This is a genomic window from Mesorhizobium sp. BR1-1-3 (genome assembly GCF_020165455.1).
Lineage (GTDB): Bacteria > Pseudomonadota > Alphaproteobacteria > Rhizobiales > Rhizobiaceae > Mesorhizobium > Mesorhizobium ciceri.
The window spans coordinates 1-14,650 of the sequence record NZ_JAIUIC010000021.1; the positions used below are offsets into that span (position 1 = coordinate 1).

The 14,650-nt window shown below is 64.0% G+C and carries 16 protein-coding genes and 1 pseudogene; 3 read left to right on the plus strand and 14 right to left on the minus strand.

What is annotated here, in order from left to right; genetic code table 11:
* Nucleotides 1-231: 231 nt before the first annotated feature.
* The 6 genes from LB559_RS30795 to rplS form a co-directional block, all read right to left on the minus strand.
* Nucleotides 232-867: a class I SAM-dependent DNA methyltransferase gene (locus tag LB559_RS30795; RefSeq protein WP_027163296.1), complete on the minus strand. Its 636-nt coding sequence runs from the start codon at nt 865-867 to the stop codon at nt 232-234.
* 56 nt (nt 868-923) lie between these two features.
* Nucleotides 924-1,733, minus strand: a complete 810-nt coding sequence (locus tag LB559_RS30800) for an amino acid ABC transporter permease (RefSeq protein WP_027163295.1) — start codon at nt 1,731-1,733, stop codon at nt 924-926.
* A gap of 201 nt (nt 1,734-1,934) precedes the next feature.
* Complete coding sequence (locus LB559_RS30805) at nt 1,935-2,732, minus strand: transporter substrate-binding domain-containing protein (RefSeq protein WP_013528864.1); 798 nt, start codon at nt 2,730-2,732, stop codon at nt 1,935-1,937.
* 177 nt (nt 2,733-2,909) lie between these two features.
* Entirely contained in the window at nt 2,910-3,419 is a 510-nt protein-coding gene (locus LB559_RS30810; protein WP_013528863.1) for a MarR family winged helix-turn-helix transcriptional regulator, read from the minus strand.
* Entirely contained in the window at nt 3,416-3,829 is a 414-nt protein-coding gene (locus LB559_RS30815) for an organic hydroperoxide resistance protein (protein ID WP_224675747.1), read from the minus strand. Before LB559_RS30815 ends, LB559_RS30810 begins: the two co-directional genes overlap by 4 nt.
* Nucleotides 3,830-3,983: 154 nt before the next feature.
* Nucleotides 3,984-4,535: a 50S ribosomal protein L19 gene (gene rplS / locus LB559_RS30820; RefSeq protein WP_013528861.1), complete on the minus strand. Its 552-nt coding sequence runs from the start codon at nt 4,533-4,535 to the stop codon at nt 3,984-3,986.
* Nucleotides 4,536-4,864: 329 nt separating this feature from the next.
* Here rplS and LB559_RS30825 point away from each other — a divergent pair, with 329 nt between their 5' ends.
* Nucleotides 4,865-5,617, plus strand: a complete 753-nt coding sequence (locus LB559_RS30825) for a sulfite exporter TauE/SafE family protein (protein ID WP_027163293.1) — start codon at nt 4,865-4,867, stop codon at nt 5,615-5,617.
* Here LB559_RS30825 and trmD read toward each other — a convergent pair.
* Nucleotides 5,599-6,300, minus strand: coding sequence for a tRNA (guanosine(37)-N1)-methyltransferase TrmD (gene trmD, locus LB559_RS30830; RefSeq protein WP_224675748.1), 702 nt, complete (start codon nt 6,298-6,300; stop codon nt 5,599-5,601). The two genes, LB559_RS30825 and trmD, sit on opposite strands and share 19 nt — an antisense overlap.
* Nucleotides 6,297-6,896, minus strand: a complete 600-nt coding sequence (gene rimM / locus LB559_RS30835) for a ribosome maturation factor RimM (RefSeq protein WP_013528858.1) — start codon at nt 6,894-6,896, stop codon at nt 6,297-6,299. The genes trmD and rimM overlap by 4 nt, the downstream gene beginning before the upstream one ends.
* A 97-nt stretch (nt 6,897-6,993) precedes the next feature.
* Here rimM and LB559_RS30840 point away from each other — a divergent pair, with 97 nt between their 5' ends.
* Nucleotides 6,994-7,932: a tyrosine recombinase XerC gene (locus LB559_RS30840; protein ID WP_024504979.1), complete on the plus strand. Its 939-nt coding sequence runs from the start codon at nt 6,994-6,996 to the stop codon at nt 7,930-7,932.
* A 229-nt stretch (nt 7,933-8,161) separates the two neighbouring features.
* The gene (locus LB559_RS30845) at nt 8,162-9,232 is read left to right on the plus strand and encodes a TraB/GumN family protein (protein ID WP_224675749.1); all 1,071 of its coding nucleotides are present in this window, start codon (nt 8,162-8,164) and stop codon (nt 9,230-9,232) included.
* Nucleotides 9,233-9,242: 10 nt separating this feature from the next.
* Here the strand turns inward: LB559_RS30845 and LB559_RS30850 are convergent, their stop codons facing one another.
* The 6 genes and pseudogenes from LB559_RS30850 to odhB form a co-directional block, all read right to left on the minus strand.
* A complete protein-coding gene (locus LB559_RS30850; RefSeq protein ID WP_224675750.1) occupies nt 9,243-9,836 on the minus strand; it encodes a DUF2867 domain-containing protein in 594 nt (197 codons plus the stop codon).
* 183 nt (nt 9,837-10,019) lie between these two features.
* Nucleotides 10,020-10,436, minus strand: a complete 417-nt coding sequence (locus LB559_RS30855) for a hypothetical protein (RefSeq protein WP_224675751.1) — start codon at nt 10,434-10,436, stop codon at nt 10,020-10,022.
* 115 nt (nt 10,437-10,551) lie between these two features.
* Nucleotides 10,552-11,967: pseudogene (gene lpdA / locus LB559_RS30860) on the minus strand (dihydrolipoyl dehydrogenase); the annotation flags it as partial.
* Nucleotides 11,968-12,043: 76 nt separating this feature from the next.
* A complete protein-coding gene (locus tag LB559_RS30865) occupies nt 12,044-12,799 on the minus strand; it encodes an SDR family oxidoreductase (protein ID WP_013528853.1) in 756 nt (251 codons plus the stop codon).
* Entirely contained in the window at nt 12,796-13,314 is a 519-nt protein-coding gene (locus LB559_RS30870; RefSeq protein ID WP_224675752.1) for a hypothetical protein, read from the minus strand. Before LB559_RS30870 ends, LB559_RS30865 begins: the two co-directional genes overlap by 4 nt.
* Before the next feature lie 59 nt (nt 13,315-13,373).
* Nucleotides 13,374-14,648 (minus strand): 2-oxoglutarate dehydrogenase complex dihydrolipoyllysine-residue succinyltransferase, encoded by a 1,275-nt coding sequence (odhB, locus tag LB559_RS30875; protein WP_013528851.1) that lies wholly within the window; start codon nt 14,646-14,648, stop codon nt 13,374-13,376.
* Nucleotides 14,649-14,650 lie beyond the last annotated feature (2 nt).

Below are 14,650 nucleotides of genomic sequence, written 5' to 3' on the forward strand. Positions count from 1 at the left end.
AAGCTCGACGGAGTGGGGGTCGACCGGCTCAAGTGTTGTGATTTCGGGTCGAGGCGATGCATGCGCTGGGTTACCCGGCTGCACGAGATTTGGAGCCAGCCTGATCGTGCTCGCCTGTCGGCGACTGTGCCTTCGAGAACCGCCTTCCCCCCACTCCGTCGCTGCTTCGCAGCGCCAGCTCTCCCCCCTCCGGAGGGAGAGGAAGGAAGCCAAGATCGGAGAACGCGCCGCTCAGATCACTTCAAACACAAACGTCTTCACCAGCGCATCCGGCTCGGCGATCGCATAGCAGCGGAACCACGGGCTTTCCTCGACCGGCCGCCATTTCCCAGTCTGCTCCAGCTCATCGAACACCGCCTGGAAGCCGCCGCTCTCGAACACCCGGTCGCGCACGGTAAAGATCGCATGGCCGCCCTTGCGGGTGATGCGCACCAGTTCGTGCAGGCCTGTCGCCGGCGCATGGCTGATGGTGAACACGCCTGTCGAGAAGAAGGCGCGGAAATACCCGTCCGGCCACGGCAGCGGACCGCCCAGCATTGCCTGCTTCAGTTCGCTGTAGGCATTGCGGCTGCCGGCGATCTTCAGCATATCGTCCGAGAGGTCGAGCCCCGCAATGTCGCGGTAGCCGAGCGCATTCAGCGACGGTCCCGACAGGCCGGTGCCGCAGCCGGCATCGAGCAAGGGGCCATCGTCCGCCGGCACATGGCGCGCCACCCAGGCGGTGATCAGGAAAGGCAGGAGGTAGCCGAGCGAGGCGGTCTCGCTGTCATAGGTCGCGGCCCATGCGGCATAGGCCTCTTCAAGCGCTTCCGGCGTGTCGGCCGTATACACGGAATCCAGCGCCGCATTGGCTTTGTCGACGATCATGGGGGACCTCCTCAACGGGAATGCTCGGGGATCGTAGCGCTGCCTTGGCCGAAAAACTATTCCTCGTGCTGGCGGCGCAGCCGCCGTTCCAGCGCCCTGAGCGCCAGCGACAGGCCGACGGTCAGGATGAGATAGATGTAGGCTGTTATCGAATAGGTCTCGAAGAAACGGAACGAGCCGGCGGCGTAGACCTTGCCCATCTGCGTGATGTCGGCAACGCCGAGCACCGAGACCAGCGAGGAATCCTTGACCAGTGCGACGAAATCATTGCCGAGGGGCGGCAGGATGGTGCGGATCGCCTGTGGAAACACGATGAGCCGGAAGCGCTGCGCGCGGGTCAGCCCGAGCGCCTTCGCCGCTTCGATCTGGCCCTTCTCCACCGCCTGGATGCCGGCCCGGAAAACCTCCGAGATGAAAGCCGAATAGCCGATGGTCAGCGCCATGATGGCGCGCCACAACAGCGACACGTCGCGCACCAAAAGCTCGCCGAACAGGCCGGCGCTTTGCAGCGGCGCGGTCAGCGCGTTCCAGGCCGCGACGAAGGCCGGCGCGCCGGCAAAGGCGATCCAGAACAACAGCACCAGGATCGGCACGCCGCGGATGATCTCGACATAGAAGCGCGCGATCTGGCGCAGCCAGCGCGAACCCGACATTCCCATCAGCGCGATGCCGAGACCGATGGCCGACGCCAGCACGAAGGCGATCACGGTGACGAAGATGGTGACGCCGATACCCTTGGCGACCGTGGCGAACACCTGGGCATAGAGATTGCTGGTGGCGACGAAGACGGCCACCGCGATCGCGATGGTCACGGCCACGACGAGCCACCAGGGGAAGTCGGCTTTGGAGGAAGAGGCGGGAGGCATCAAAAGGATTGCGCCAAGGCAGCCCCCTCTGGCCTGCCGGCCATCTCCCCCTCAAGAGGGGAGATTGGCAGCTTCGTCGACGGCACTCTTTTTACAACTTTGGTGATTGGCGAAAGCGGAAAAAACAGCCAATCTCCCCTCTTGAGGGGGAGATGCCCGGCAGAGCAGAGGGGGGCGTTCAAGCGCGAAGTCAGTGCGAAATCACTGCCCCATCTTGTAATCAAGAAACCACTTCTTGTTCAGCGCATCGAACGTCCCGTCCGCCTTCAACGCCGCAATCGCCGCATTGACCGGCTTCACCAGGTCGGAACCCTTCGGGAAGATGAAGCCGAAATCCTCGGTGCCGAGCGGTCCGCCGATCAGCTTCAGCTTGCCCTCGGAGGCGTCGACATAGCCCTTGCCGGCGGTGCCGTCGGTCAAGACGACGTCAACGTCGCCGGATTTCAGTGCCTGCACCGTGGCGCCGAAGGTCTCGAACAGCTTGATGCGCGGGTTCTGCTCATTGCCGTCGAGCACGCTGTAGACGGCGGTGTAGAAGGGCGTGGTACCGGCCTGCGCGCCGATCAGCCCATCCTTGAAGGCGCCGAAGGTCTTGGCGTCGGTGAAACGGCTTTCATCGCCGCGCACCAGCATGAACTGTTCCGAGCGCATATAGGGGTCGGAGAAATCGACCTTCTCCTTGCGGTCGTCCTTGATGGTGATGCCGGTCATGCCGATGTTGTACTGGTTGTCGGAAACCGCCTGGATCATCGCGTCCCAGGATGTGTTCTGGTACTCGACGGCGAAATTCAGCCGCTTGGCGATCTCGTTCATCGCATCATATTCCCAGCCGATCTGCTTGCCGGTCTTGGCATCGATGAACTGCAGCGGCGGATAGGCGTTTTCGGTCACAACCACCACCTTTTTGCCGCCGAGGTCGGGCAGCGCCTGCGCAAAGGCGGCAACGGGTACCAGGACGAGGGCAAGCAGGCCTGCCAGCAGCAGTTTCGATTTGGTCATGACACACTCCCCGGAAATTGACGGACCCGGGCACGGCCGGGCTTGCAGGAAAATCCGGCGCCGACTTTAGCTTTCCGCAAGCGTCATGCAAGACGGTCCGCTGCGTCAGCGCGCGCGAAAAGGGATTCCGATGCCTTCATTTCCGGGATTCAGGAATGAACGGTGTCGCGGCAGCGATCAGCTCCGCTTCACGATGCCGGCATCCGCCTTGCGCAAGCCGGAGACGAACCGCGTCAGCGTGCGGTGCAGGGATTTCAACTCGTCGGCATCCAGCGGCAGGTTGCAAAGCATCGCCGCCGGCACGCTTTTGGCCTGCTCACGCAACGCTTGTCCCTTCGCTGTCGGCTCGACCAGAACCCGGCGCTCGTCGGCGGGGTCGCGCCGGCGTGTGACCAGGCCACCGGCCTCCAGCCGCTTGAGCAGCGGCGTCAGCGTCGCCGAATCCAGCCCGAGCGCTTCGCCAAGCTCGCCGACCGTGCTTGGAGCCCGTTCCCAGAGCGCCAACATGGCCAGATATTGCGGATAGGTCAGGCCGAGCGGATCGAGCAGCGGGCGGTAGAGCTTCGTCATCAGCCCGCTTGCCGAATAGAGCGCGAAGCAGAGCTGTTGGTCGAGCCGCGGAACGTGAAACGTCCCGGTGGCCTCCGCCGGGACGTCCCTGGTGCTCTTTGTCGTCTTTTCCGTCATGCCGCCTTTACCGAAAGCGCTACGTCGACATTGCCCCTGATGGCGTTGGAATAGGGGCAGATCTTGTGCGCCTCCGATACAAGCGCTTCCGCCGTCGCCTGATCAAGGCCTTTCGTTTCCGCCGCGAGCGCGACGCCGAGCTTAAAGCCTTCGCCATCGGGAAGCAGGCTGACGGTGGAGGTTACCCCGGCATCCGTCAGCGACAGCTTCTGTTTGCGCGCGACAAAGCGGATGGCGCTTTCGAAGCAGGCGGCATAGCCGATAGCGAACAGTTGCTCGGGATTGGTGGCGCCCCCCGGCCCGCCGAGTTCCTTGGGCATTGCCAGATCGACCTTGAGCAGACCGTCGCTGGTCTCGCCATGGCCGGCGCGGCCGCCGGTGACGTGAGCCTGTGTGGTGTAGAGTGCCATATCAAATCTCCAATTACTTTGTGCGCGATTATTTAGTGCACAAAGTAATTCGCCGTCAACAGCCGGATCCTGTGTCTGGCGCTGAAAGCGTTCACAGTCTGGTGAAACGAAAAAAGGCGGCCGAAGCCGCCTTTTTGAATGAGTTCCGAAAATCTTATTCGGCAGGGGTCGCTTCTGCGGCGGCCTTGGCTGCTGCTTCGGCCTCGGCGGCGGCCTTCTTCTCGGCGGCGTCCTGGGCGGCCTTCTCGACGGCCAGGGCCTCGGCTGCTGCCACCTTCTCGGCTTCGATGCGGGCCTTCTCGGCGTTCAGCGCATCGCGCTCCTCATCGTTCAGCTTGCGGGCGCGCACGCCGGTGTTTTCCGAAATACGGGCCGATTTGCCGCGACGATCGCGCAGGTAGTAGAGCTTGGCGCGACGCACCTTGCCGCGGCGAACGATCTCGACGCCTTCAACCATCGGCGAGTAGACCGGGAACACGCGCTCGACGCCTTCGCCGTAGGAAATCTTGCGAACCGTGAAGTTCTCCTGGAAGCCGGCGCCGGCGCGGGCGATGACGACGCCCTCATAGGCCTGAACGCGGGTGCGGGTGCCTTCGGTCACGCGGACCTGGACGCGCACGGTGTCGCCGGGCTGGAATTCGGGAAGCTTGCGCTTGGCTTCGATCTTGGCGGCCTGTTCGGCCTCGAGCTGACGGAGAATATCCATCTCAAAAGTCCACTTCTTGTTCTTCCGACAGTCAGAGCGTCCGACACTCGCCTTGCAGTTCCATTGACCGCTTGGCTATGCCTTTTGTCTCCAAGACATTTGTCTTTGAAACATCAGGCAGGGGCGACTACACCGTCATTGTTGACGGGTCCGGCAGATTCTTTCTGGCCGGTACGGGCGGGCACATACAGCTATTTCGCCGCTTTGTCACGCCTTGGGCGCGCATTTTCTGCTCGCATGGCACCATCGTAATCCTGCCGTGCCGGGTTGCGCCGGTCGTTCAGGCTTTCTAAAGCCTGAAATAACACAGTTTTGAGCGGCCGCAATTCATGTCTGTCTTCGATGCCATCCTGCTGTTTCTAGCGGGCTTTCTGTCAGGCGCCGCCAATGCGGTCGCCGGTGGCGGCACCTTCATCACCTTCGGCGCCATGACGTTGGTCGGCCTGCCGCCGATTGTTGCCAACGCCACCTCCTCGGTGACGCAATTTCCAGGCTACATCACCTCGACCCTCGCCTACTCGGCCGATATCAGGCACTTCTGGCGCGGCGCGCTGCTGCTGTGCCTGATCTCGGCCGTGGGTGCACTGGCCGGCGCTCTGATCCTTTTGGCGCTCGACAATCCCTCGTTTCGCGCTCTGGTGCCGTGGCTGCTGCTAGCCGCGACGGCCCTGTTCGCCGCCGGCCCCTGGCTGAAACCAGTGCCAAAGCCCGGCCATGAAGCGGCGGTGGGCTCGCTGGCCGGCTCGCTCGCACAATTTCTCACCGCCATCTATGGCGGCTTCTTCGGCGCCGGCATGGGCGTGATGATGCTGGCGACGCTCGGCCTCACCCAGGCCGGCGACTATCACCGGCTGAACGCGTTGAAGAACATGCTGGCCATGGTCATCGCCGCTGTCGCGATCGTCGTCTTCGTCTCGGGCGGCGTCGTCGCCTGGCCGCAGGCGATCATCATGATCCCGGGCGGCGCGCTCGGCGGCTATGCCGGCGTCTGGATCGCCAAGCGGGTGCCGCAAAACGCGGTGCGCGGCTTCGTCGTCGCCGTCGGCCTGTTTTTGGCCTTCTATTATTTTGCCAAGGGCTGAGCAGCGGCAAGCAGGTCCGGACGCCTCTCGGCTGTCAGTCTTTCTGACTCCGCCCGCCGCCAGGCGGCGATCTTCTTGTGATTGCCGGAAATCAGGACCTCGGGAATGTCACGGCCTTCGAACTCCTGCGGCCGCGTATAGTGCGGATGTTCGAGCAGGCCGTTTTCAAAACTCTCTTCCTCGCCCGACATCGCGTTGCCCATGACCCCGGGCAGCAGCCGCACCACCGCGTCGAGCAGCACAAGGGCGGCCGGCTCACCACCCGAGAGAATGAAATCGCCGATCGAGACTTCCTCCAATCCCCGCGCGTCGATCACCCGCTGGTCGACGCCTTCGAAGCGGCCGCACAGGATGACGGCGCCCGGCCCAGCGGCCAGCTCGTGCACACGCGCCTGGGTCAGCGGCTTGCCGCGCGGGCTCATCAGCAGCCGAGGCCGCGCATCGCCTTCCGGCGAAGCATGGTCGATGGCTTTCGCCAGCACGTCAGCGCGCATCACCATGCCGGCGCCGCCGCCGGCGGGCGTGTCGTCGACGGTGCGATGGCGGTCGGTGGCGAAGTCACGGATCTGGATCGTCTCCAGCGACCACGTCCCGGCCTCGAGCGCCCGGCCAGCCAACGACAGGCCGAGCGCGCCGGGAAACATCTCGGGGTAAAGCGTCAGCACCGAAGCGGAAAAACTCACCGGTTGCCCCCGGCATCGCTCGGTCCGCGCGGCCTGCCCTTCGGATCGAAGTCTTCCTCACGCGGACCACCGCCATCCTCGTCATCGACCAGCCCGGCTGCCGCCGGATCGACACGAACAAAACCCTCTGCGATCGACACTTGCGGTACGGCAGCCTGTGTGAACGGGATCAGCACGCCCTTGCGCCCGCCCAGCGTCACGTCGAGAATGTCGCCGCCGCCGAAATTGTGCACCGCGACCACCTTGCCAAGCACGGCACCCGTGTCGTCGCGGACTTCGAGGCCGACGAGGTCGGCATGGTAGAATTCGTCTTCCTCGCCATCGTCCGGCAGCATCGAACGGTCGACGAACAGCTCCGTGCCGGCCAGCGCCTCGGCCGCATTGCGGTCGGCAATGCCCTTGAAACGGACCACGACGACGGTGTTGGCGGGCCTGATGTCGACGATCTGGAAGGCGCGCCCGTCCCTGGCGTAGAGCGGCCCGTAATCGGCCAGCGCCAGCGGCTCGCCGGTGAAGGTCTTCACCCGCAATTCGCCCTTGATGCCATGGGCGGCGCCGATCACGGCCATCTGGACAGGATTCTGGAGCTTGCTCATGGCGAAATATCCTTTGGCCTGCTCTAGCCCCACGCGGCTGTCATTTCAATGACGGGCTATTCACCGCTTCCTAACCCGAATATCCGAAAATGCCGCCATGCAGGAATTCCTCATCCCGGCCAAACCCGATCTCCAGGCGGCGCGCGAAAGCTGGCTGAAGATGCTGGCGCGAGAACGTCGGCTGTCGCCCGAGACGGTGGAAGCCTATGAGCGCGACACGCGTCAGTTCCTGCATTTCCTCACCGGCCATTGCGGCGGCTCGCCCGGCATTTCGGACATCGCCGATCTGCGCCCGGCGGATTTGCGCGGCTTCCTTGCCGCCCGCCGCAATGCCGGTGCCGGCGCCCGCACGCTGGGCCGGGGTCTCGCCGGCATCCGCTCGCTGCTGCGTTTCCTCGAGCGGCGCGGCCTCGCCAATGCGGCCGGTGCGGCGGCACTGCGCGCGCCGCGCCAGCCCAAATCGCTGCCCAAGCCGCTGACGGCGAGCGATGCCAAGCATATCGTTTCCATCGAAGGCCAACTGGCGGAGGAACCCTGGATCGCAGCCCGCAACGCCGCCGTGCTGACGCTGCTCTACGGCTCTGGCCTGCGCATTTCCGAGGCGCTCGGCCTGACCGGCGCCGATCTGGCGTCGGCGGCCGACACGGTGCTGCGCGTTGCCGGCAAGGGCGGCAAGACGCGCCTGGTGCCGGTGCTGCCGGTGGCGCTCAGGGCAATCGCCGAATATCGCCGGCTCTGCCCCTACCATCTCGACCCCAAGGGCCTGTTGTTTCGCGGCGCCCGCGGCGGCCCGCTCAACCCGGCCATCGTCCAGCGCGACATGGCCAAGCTGCGCTCGGCGCTCAACCTGCCCGATACCGCGACGCCGCATGCACTGCGCCATTCCTTCGCCACGCATCTGCTCGGCCGCGGCGGTGATTTGCGCACCATCCAGGAACTGCTCGGCCACGCCAGCCTGTCGACGACGCAAATCTACACCGGCGTCGACACCGCGAGGCTGCTCGAGATTTATGAGCAGGCGCATCCCAGGGCGTGAACGCCAGTACCGTTCACCATTTGGCCGAAAGCCTCCCCAACGTCGTCGTCCCTGGGCGAAGCAGGAGCGAAGCTCCGTCGCGGAGACCCTGGGATGACGAGAAATGGGCGTTTCCGCTAATCGTTGAAGCATGAGCCCCATCGACGTCAGTTGAGGGCGATAGCCAGTCCAAGACAATTTCTCAGCACAGGTTAACCGTTTTGCCGCTTTTCAGTCCTAGAAGAGGCCCATGAAACGCGTCATAGCCATCGCCGACCGTGCTGCTTCCGTGTCGCTGAAGCTGCTCGTCGCGCTCAATGTTCTGTTCTTCCTGTCGTTCCTCGCCGTGCTGCTGTTCGCGGCCGGCAAGGCGCATGCCGAAGTCCCGACCTGCACCGGTGCCGACATGCTGTCGGCCCTGCAGAAGAACGATCCGGCGTCCTACCGCAAGATCGAAGCGGAAGCCGCCGCGACGCCGAACGGCAAGGGCCTGTTGTGGAAGCTGGAAAAGCCCGGCGAGAAGCCGTCCTTCCTGTTCGGCACCATGCATATGACCGACCCGCGCGTCACCACGCTGCCTCCCGAAGCGCAGAAAGCCTATGACGCCGCCGGCACCATCATCATCGAAACCACCGACGTGCTCGACAAGCAGAAGATGATGGTAGCGATGCTCAAGGAGCCGGACCTGATGATGTTCACGGATTCGACGACGCTGGCGTCGCTGCTGTCGCCCGACGATGCGGCGGCCATGAACACCGCGCTCGACGCACGCGGCATTCCGCCGGCAACGGTTGCCAAGATGAAGCCGTGGATGCTCTCGGCCATGATGGCACTGCCGGCCTGCGAGCTGGCCCGTCAGTCAGGCGGCGCCCCGGTGCTCGATGTCAGGCTGGCGGAAGGCGCGAAGGCTTCCGGCAAGCCGGTGGAAGGATTGGAGACGGCTGAAGGCCAACTGCGCGCCATGGCCTCGCTGCCGCTGGCGTTTCACATGAAGGGCCTCGTCGACACGCTGAAGCTCGGCGACAAGGTCAACGACATCAACGAAACCATGATCGTGCTCTACCAGCGTGGCGACACCGGCATGTTCTGGCCGCTGTTTCGTGCCGCGATGCCGGACCAACAGGACGACCCCGCGGGCTATGCGGCGTTCGAGGAAACCATGATCACCAGCCGCAACAAGGTGATGGTCGAGCATGCCGAACCGATCCTTGCCAAAGGCAATGTCTTCATGGCGGTCGGCGCCCTCCACCTCCCCGGCCCCGAAGGCTTGGTCGAGGATTTCCGCAAGGCCGGTTACACCGTCACGCCTGTCGGACTTTAGTGACTTCAGCTTACTTCGCCAGGATCTGGGCCAGCATCGCCGGGACGACCATCCGGTGAAACGGCATGATGATCGCGAGATAGGCGCGCCCGAGCCAATTGTGCGTCTTGACGATCGTCGTCGCGGCCACCTCTTGCCGGCCGCTGCCAAGATCCCTGACTTCGACCAGAACACGGAAATCGAGATGTCGGTCGTCGAGGCCAAGCACAACCTTGCCGGGAAACTGGCTGATGAGCGCAAATATCCCGATCCGGCCCGACGGCAACACCGCAGTTTCCAGGCCCGTCTTCAGCCGGAACGGCCTGACGGCAAGATTGCGCAGCGCCATGAGCCTGCCGACCCAGGGCGGCGTTCGCCCCAGAGCGCGTTCGGCCGCGCCGAATGCGGTTAAGGAAAGGCCTTCAGTGACCAGCACATAGCGGTCTGCGAACTGGGCTCTGGCGAGAGCATCGCAGTGATTCGGGACAAGCTGAGCTGACGGATTCGTCACGGCAAAACCCTCTGATTCGACCTTAACAGACGCAAACTTGGCGCGCTGCGTGGCGAAACGACGCCATTCCGGCTGCGGAAGGGCAGGATTGTCCTTGTTTTTGGCGTTTTCCAACCCTAGCGTGAAACCAGTTCAATGATTGCGCGTTGTATGGTGTTGATTGATATTTTTCATCCACGGAGGACACTTTTATGGCGAACACACCGAATCCAAACGACCCGTTCAATTCGTCCACCAACGCACCAAGGCCAAGTGGCGGCGGCGGTGGTAGCGGTTGGCTGATTGCCCTGGTCGTCGTTATTCTGGCGGTTGTCGCGTATTATGTTTTCGGAAGAAGTGGTGAGCACCCGGCACCCGCCGAGCCGCCGGCGGCCAGCACACCGGCCCCAGCGCCTGCACCGGCGGAACCGATGAAGCCGGCTGAACCTGCGCCCGCGCCTGCTCCGGCACCTGCAGAACCGGCGCCTGCCCCGGCACCCGCGCCCGCACCGGCTCCTGCGCCGGCACCAGCCCCTGCGCCGGCACCTGCACCGGCCCAGTGATTGGCTCGATATCAGTTACGAACGGCCCGCTGAAAAGCGGGCCGTTTTGTTTTGTAGGGGCCGCCAGAAAGGCCTTTCCAGAAACTCGCTTCGAGAACCGGAGCGCAGCGGACATTGGGTCCGTGAGCAGCGCATGACCCCGAAGATCAGTCCGATTTTCGGAGAGGATCATGCGCCAATCAAAAAGGGTCACAGCATCCTTTAAGCGTCCAGGAGGGACGCGCGGCGCTGTGAAAGCGGAGAAAACCTCGCCAGATGGCCGACGGAGTAGAGTTTATGAAAGGGCTTTAGATGTGGATCGGCTTGAAGAACGTCGCCAGCGCCGCCTCCTTGATCGCCTCCGACATCGTCGGGTGCGCATGGCAGGTGCGGGCGAGATCCTCCGACGAACCGCCGAACTCCATCAGCACCGCCGCCTCGTGGATCATCTCGCCGGCGCCGAAGCCGACGATATGGACGCCGAGCACACGGTCGCTTTGCTTGTCGGCGAGGATCTTCACAAAACCGTCCGTGTGCAGCATGGCGCGCGCCCGGCCATTGGCGCTGAACGGGAACTTTCCGATCTTGTAGTCGATGCCGGCCTTCTTCAATTCTTCCTCGGTCTTGCCGACCGAGGCGATTTCCGGGCTGGTGTAGACGACGCTCGGAATGACGTCATAGTTCACGTGGCCGGCCTGACCGGCAATGGTTTCCGCTACCGCCACGCCCTCATCCTCGGCCTTGTGCGCCAGCATCGGCCCGGCGATGACATCGCCGATGGCATAGATGCCCGGGATATTGGTCTTGAGATGGCCATCGGTCTTGACCCGGCCGCGCTCGTCGACCTCGACGCCGGCTTCCCCGAGCCCGAGGCTGTCGGCATAGGCGCGGCGGCCGGTGGCGATCAGCACGGCATCGGCCTCGATGGTCTCGGCGGCGCCGCCCTTGACCGGCTCGAAGGTGACGGTCGCACCCTTCTTGGCCTTGGCCACGCCGGTGACCTTGGCGCCGAGCTTGAACTCGAAGCCCTGTTTGCCCAGCAACCGCTGGAATTGCTTGGAGACCTCGCCGTCCATGCCGCCCAGGATGGTGTCGAGGAATTCGACCACGGTGACCTTGGCGCCGAGCCGAGCCCACACCGAGCCGAGCTCGAGCCCGATGACACCGCCGCCGACCACCACCAGATGGCCGGGAACCTTATCCAGCGACAGCGCGCCGGTCGACGACACGATCACCTTCTCGTCGATGTCGACCTTGACGCCGGGAATGCCGGCGACATCCGAGCCGGTGGCGATGACGATGTTCTTGGTCTCGATCTCCTCGACCTTGCCGTCCTCGGAGGTGACCGACACCTTGCCGGCGGCGAGCACCTTGCCGGTGCCGCGGAAACTGTCGATCTTGTTCTTCTTGAACAGGAAGGCGACGCCGTTGACGTTCGACGACACCGTCGCATCCTTGTGCGCCATCATCTTCTTCAGGTTCAATTTCGGCGCCGATATCTCGACGCCGAGCGTGTCGAAGGAGTGGCCGGCCTCGGCGAACATCTCGGAGGCATGGAGCAGCGCCTTGGACGGGATGCAGCCGATGTTCAGGCAGGTGCCGCCGAAGGTCGCGTTCTTCTCGACCACCGCAACCCTGAGCCCGAGCTGCGCCGCCTTGATGGCGCAGACATAGCCGCCGGGTCCCGATCCGATGATAACGACGTCATAAGCCATGATACTGTCCTTCTGTTTTGAGCATGATGCCGAAAAGTGTGACGCGGTTTTCGGATAACATCATGCTCGATCTGCTTGAGAGCGCTCAGCGGCCGCCGCTTACATTCAGGATCGCGCCCGTCGTATAGGACGCGGCGTCGGAGAGAAGATAGAGAACCGCGCCCGCGACTTCATCCACTGTACCGGCTCTTTTCATCGGCAGCAGATCGCGGAACCGCTCCACCCGGTCCGGCTGCCCGCCGGAGGCGTGGATGTCCGTGTCGATGATGCCCGGCCGCACCGCATTGACGCGGATGCCTTCTAGCGCCACCTCACGGGCGAGCCCGACGGTGAAGGTGTCGATGGCGCCCTTGGAGGCGGCATAATCGACATATTCGCCCGGCGAGCCCAATGTCGCCGCGGCCGACGAGATGTTGACGATGGATCCGCCCGACCCGCCATGACGGGTCGACATGCGCTTCACCGCCTCGCGGGCGCAGAGGAACGAGCCGACGACATTGATGCGCATCATGCGCTCCAGCCGCGAAACATCCATCTCGTCGACGCGCGCCTTGACGTCGACGATGCCGGCATTGTTGACGAACGCATCGAGCCGTCCATAGGCGCGGTCGACGGCCTCGAACATGGCCACGATATCGGACTCCTTGCCGACATCGCCCTTGACCGCGAAAGCCTCGCCGCCTGCGGCCTCGATCTCGGCGACCAGCGCCTTGGCGGCCTCCTGGTTCGAAGCGTAGTTGACCGCGACCCGGTAGCCGGCCTTCGATCCGAGCCGGCAGATCGCGGCGCCGATGCCGCGGCTGCCGCCGGTGACCAGCAGCACCTTTTGCGTCCCGCTCATTCCTGGCATCCCTTCAAGGCAAACACATCCCACGGCACTTTCGAAAATCCGCTGCCGCCATAGGCGCTGGATTGGCGCAACGCCGGCCCGAGGTCCGGTAGGATCAGCGTCTTCGGCGCTTCGACGCCTTCAGCCGGCAGCAGTCCGATGTTGCCCTTTTCATCCGCCGTGTAGATGACGCCATGCCAGGGCGTGCAGGCGGCAAGCTCCTCGCCGGTGACGTCGCCCTCGGGGCATTTGTGCATCAGCGCGCCGTTCGGCCGCGATACGCCTTCGTTCCACATGACGATGCCGTTGAGCACCACATCATTGTCGAGAATCATGCGGAAGGTGTTGGTGACGGGCGCCGAGGTGCCGGTCGGCGTGAAATCGATCTCGCTGCCGCTCTGGGCGTCGCCATAGACAGCGAGTTCTATCGGGCAGGCGGCATGGGCGCCGGCAGCGGCCAGCACCATGCCGGCCGCGATCGATGCGATCGAAAGCACCTTGGAAAGGCTAAGGGAACGGGTCGTCATTCTGCCGCGCAGATCCCTTCCTCCGGCACACATTCCAACAGCCGGATCAGCACCAGACCTCAGAGATCAAGCACCAGCCGTTCCGGATCCTCCAGGCTTTCCTTGACGCGCACCAGGAACGTCACCGCTTCCTTGCCGTCGACGATGCGGTGATCGTAGCTGAGCGCCAGGTACATCATCGGCCGGATGACGATCTGGCCGCCCACCACGACAGGCCGGTCCTGGATCTTGTGCATGCCGAGAATGCCCGACTGCGGCGCGTTGAGGATCGGGGTCGACATCAGCGACCCGTAAACGCCGCCGTTCGAAATCGTAAACGTGCCGCCCTGCATGTCGGCGACCGACAGCTTTCCGTCACGCGCGGCGATACCCAGCCGGCCGATGTCCTTCTCGATCTCGGCGATCGACATCTGGTCGGCATCGCGCACCACCGGCACGACGAGGCCCTTTTCAGTGCCGACGGCGACGCCGATATGGGCATAGTTCTTGAAGATGATATCGGTGCCGTCGATCTCGGCATTGACCGAGGGGATTTCCTTCAACGCGTGCGTGACGGCCTTGGTGAAGAAGCCCATGAAGCCGAGCTTCACGCCGTGCTTCTTCTCGAACACATCCTTGTATTTGGTGCGCAGCGCCATCACCGCTGACATGTCTACCTCGTTGAAGGTGGTCAGCATGGCTGCGGTCGACTGCGCTTCCTTGAGGCGGCGCGCGATGGTCTGGCGCAATTTGGTCATGCGCACGCGCTCCTCGCGCGATGCATCGTCGCCCGAGGACGGCGCCCGCACGGCAACCGGTGCCGGTGCTGCTTTCGGCGTCTCGGCCGGCTGCGACGGCGCGCCCTTGGAGATGGCGTCGAGCACGTCACCTTTCAGCACCTGGCCGCGCTTTCCCGAACCGGAGATCTGGTCGACCGAGAGATTGCTTTCGGCGATCAGTTTCGCCGCGGCCGGTGCCGGTGGCATGGTGCGCGGCTCGACCGGGCCGGCATCGCCGGCGATCTTGGCGGTCTCGGCCGCGGCCTGCTTGCCGGTCGATGCCGCATCCGGCGACGAGGCCTGCGACACCGCTTGCGGCTTCGTGGCGGGAGCCGCGCCGCCTGCCGAAATCGACCCCAGCAGCGCGCCGACACCGACCGTCTCGCCTTCCTTGACGGTGATCTCACCCAGAGTGCCGGCGGCGGCGGCAGGCACCTCCACCGTCACCTTGTCGGTCTCGAGCTCGACCAGCGGTTCATCGGCGGCGATTGTATCGCCAACCTTCTTGAACCATTTGCCGACGGTCGCTTCAGTGACGGATTCGCCGAGAGTGGGAACGCGGATTTCGGTAGCCATTG

Bases quoted from the DNA above. Each gene is read 5' to 3' on its own strand.
- LB559_RS30795 (WP_027163296.1), bottom strand. From the start codon at position 867: ATGATCGTCGACAAAGCCAATGCGGCGCTGGATTCCGTGTATACGGCC.
- LB559_RS30800 (WP_027163295.1), bottom strand. From the start codon at position 1,733: ATGCCTCCCGCCTCTTCCTCCAAAGCCGACTTCCCCTGGTGGCTCGTC.
- LB559_RS30805 (WP_013528864.1), bottom strand. From the start codon at position 2,732: ATGACCAAATCGAAACTGCTGCTGGCAGGCCTGCTTGCCCTCGTCCTG.
- LB559_RS30810 (WP_013528863.1), bottom strand. From the start codon at position 3,419: ATGACGGAAAAGACGACAAAGAGCACCAGGGACGTCCCGGCGGAGGCC.
- LB559_RS30815 (WP_224675747.1), bottom strand. From the start codon at position 3,829: ATGGCACTCTACACCACACAGGCTCACGTCACCGGCGGCCGCGCCGGC.
- rplS (WP_013528861.1), bottom strand. From the start codon at position 4,535: ATGGATATTCTCCGTCAGCTCGAGGCCGAACAGGCCGCCAAGATCGAA.
- LB559_RS30825 (WP_027163293.1), top strand. From the start codon at position 4,865: ATGTCTGTCTTCGATGCCATCCTGCTGTTTCTAGCGGGCTTTCTGTCA.
- rimM (WP_013528858.1), bottom strand. From the start codon at position 6,896: ATGAGCAAGCTCCAGAATCCTGTCCAGATGGCCGTGATCGGCGCCGCC.
- LB559_RS30840 (WP_024504979.1), top strand. From the start codon at position 6,994: ATGCAGGAATTCCTCATCCCGGCCAAACCCGATCTCCAGGCGGCGCGC.
- LB559_RS30845 (WP_224675749.1), top strand. From the start codon at position 8,162: ATGAAACGCGTCATAGCCATCGCCGACCGTGCTGCTTCCGTGTCGCTG.
- LB559_RS30855 (WP_224675751.1), bottom strand. From the start codon at position 10,436: ATGATCCTCTCCGAAAATCGGACTGATCTTCGGGGTCATGCGCTGCTC.
- LB559_RS30865 (WP_013528853.1), bottom strand. From the start codon at position 12,799: ATGAGCGGGACGCAAAAGGTGCTGCTGGTCACCGGCGGCAGCCGCGGC.
- LB559_RS30870 (WP_224675752.1), bottom strand. From the start codon at position 13,314: ATGACGACCCGTTCCCTTAGCCTTTCCAAGGTGCTTTCGATCGCATCG.
- odhB (WP_013528851.1), bottom strand. From the start codon at position 14,648: ATGGCTACCGAAATCCGCGTTCCCACTCTCGGCGAATCCGTCACTGAA.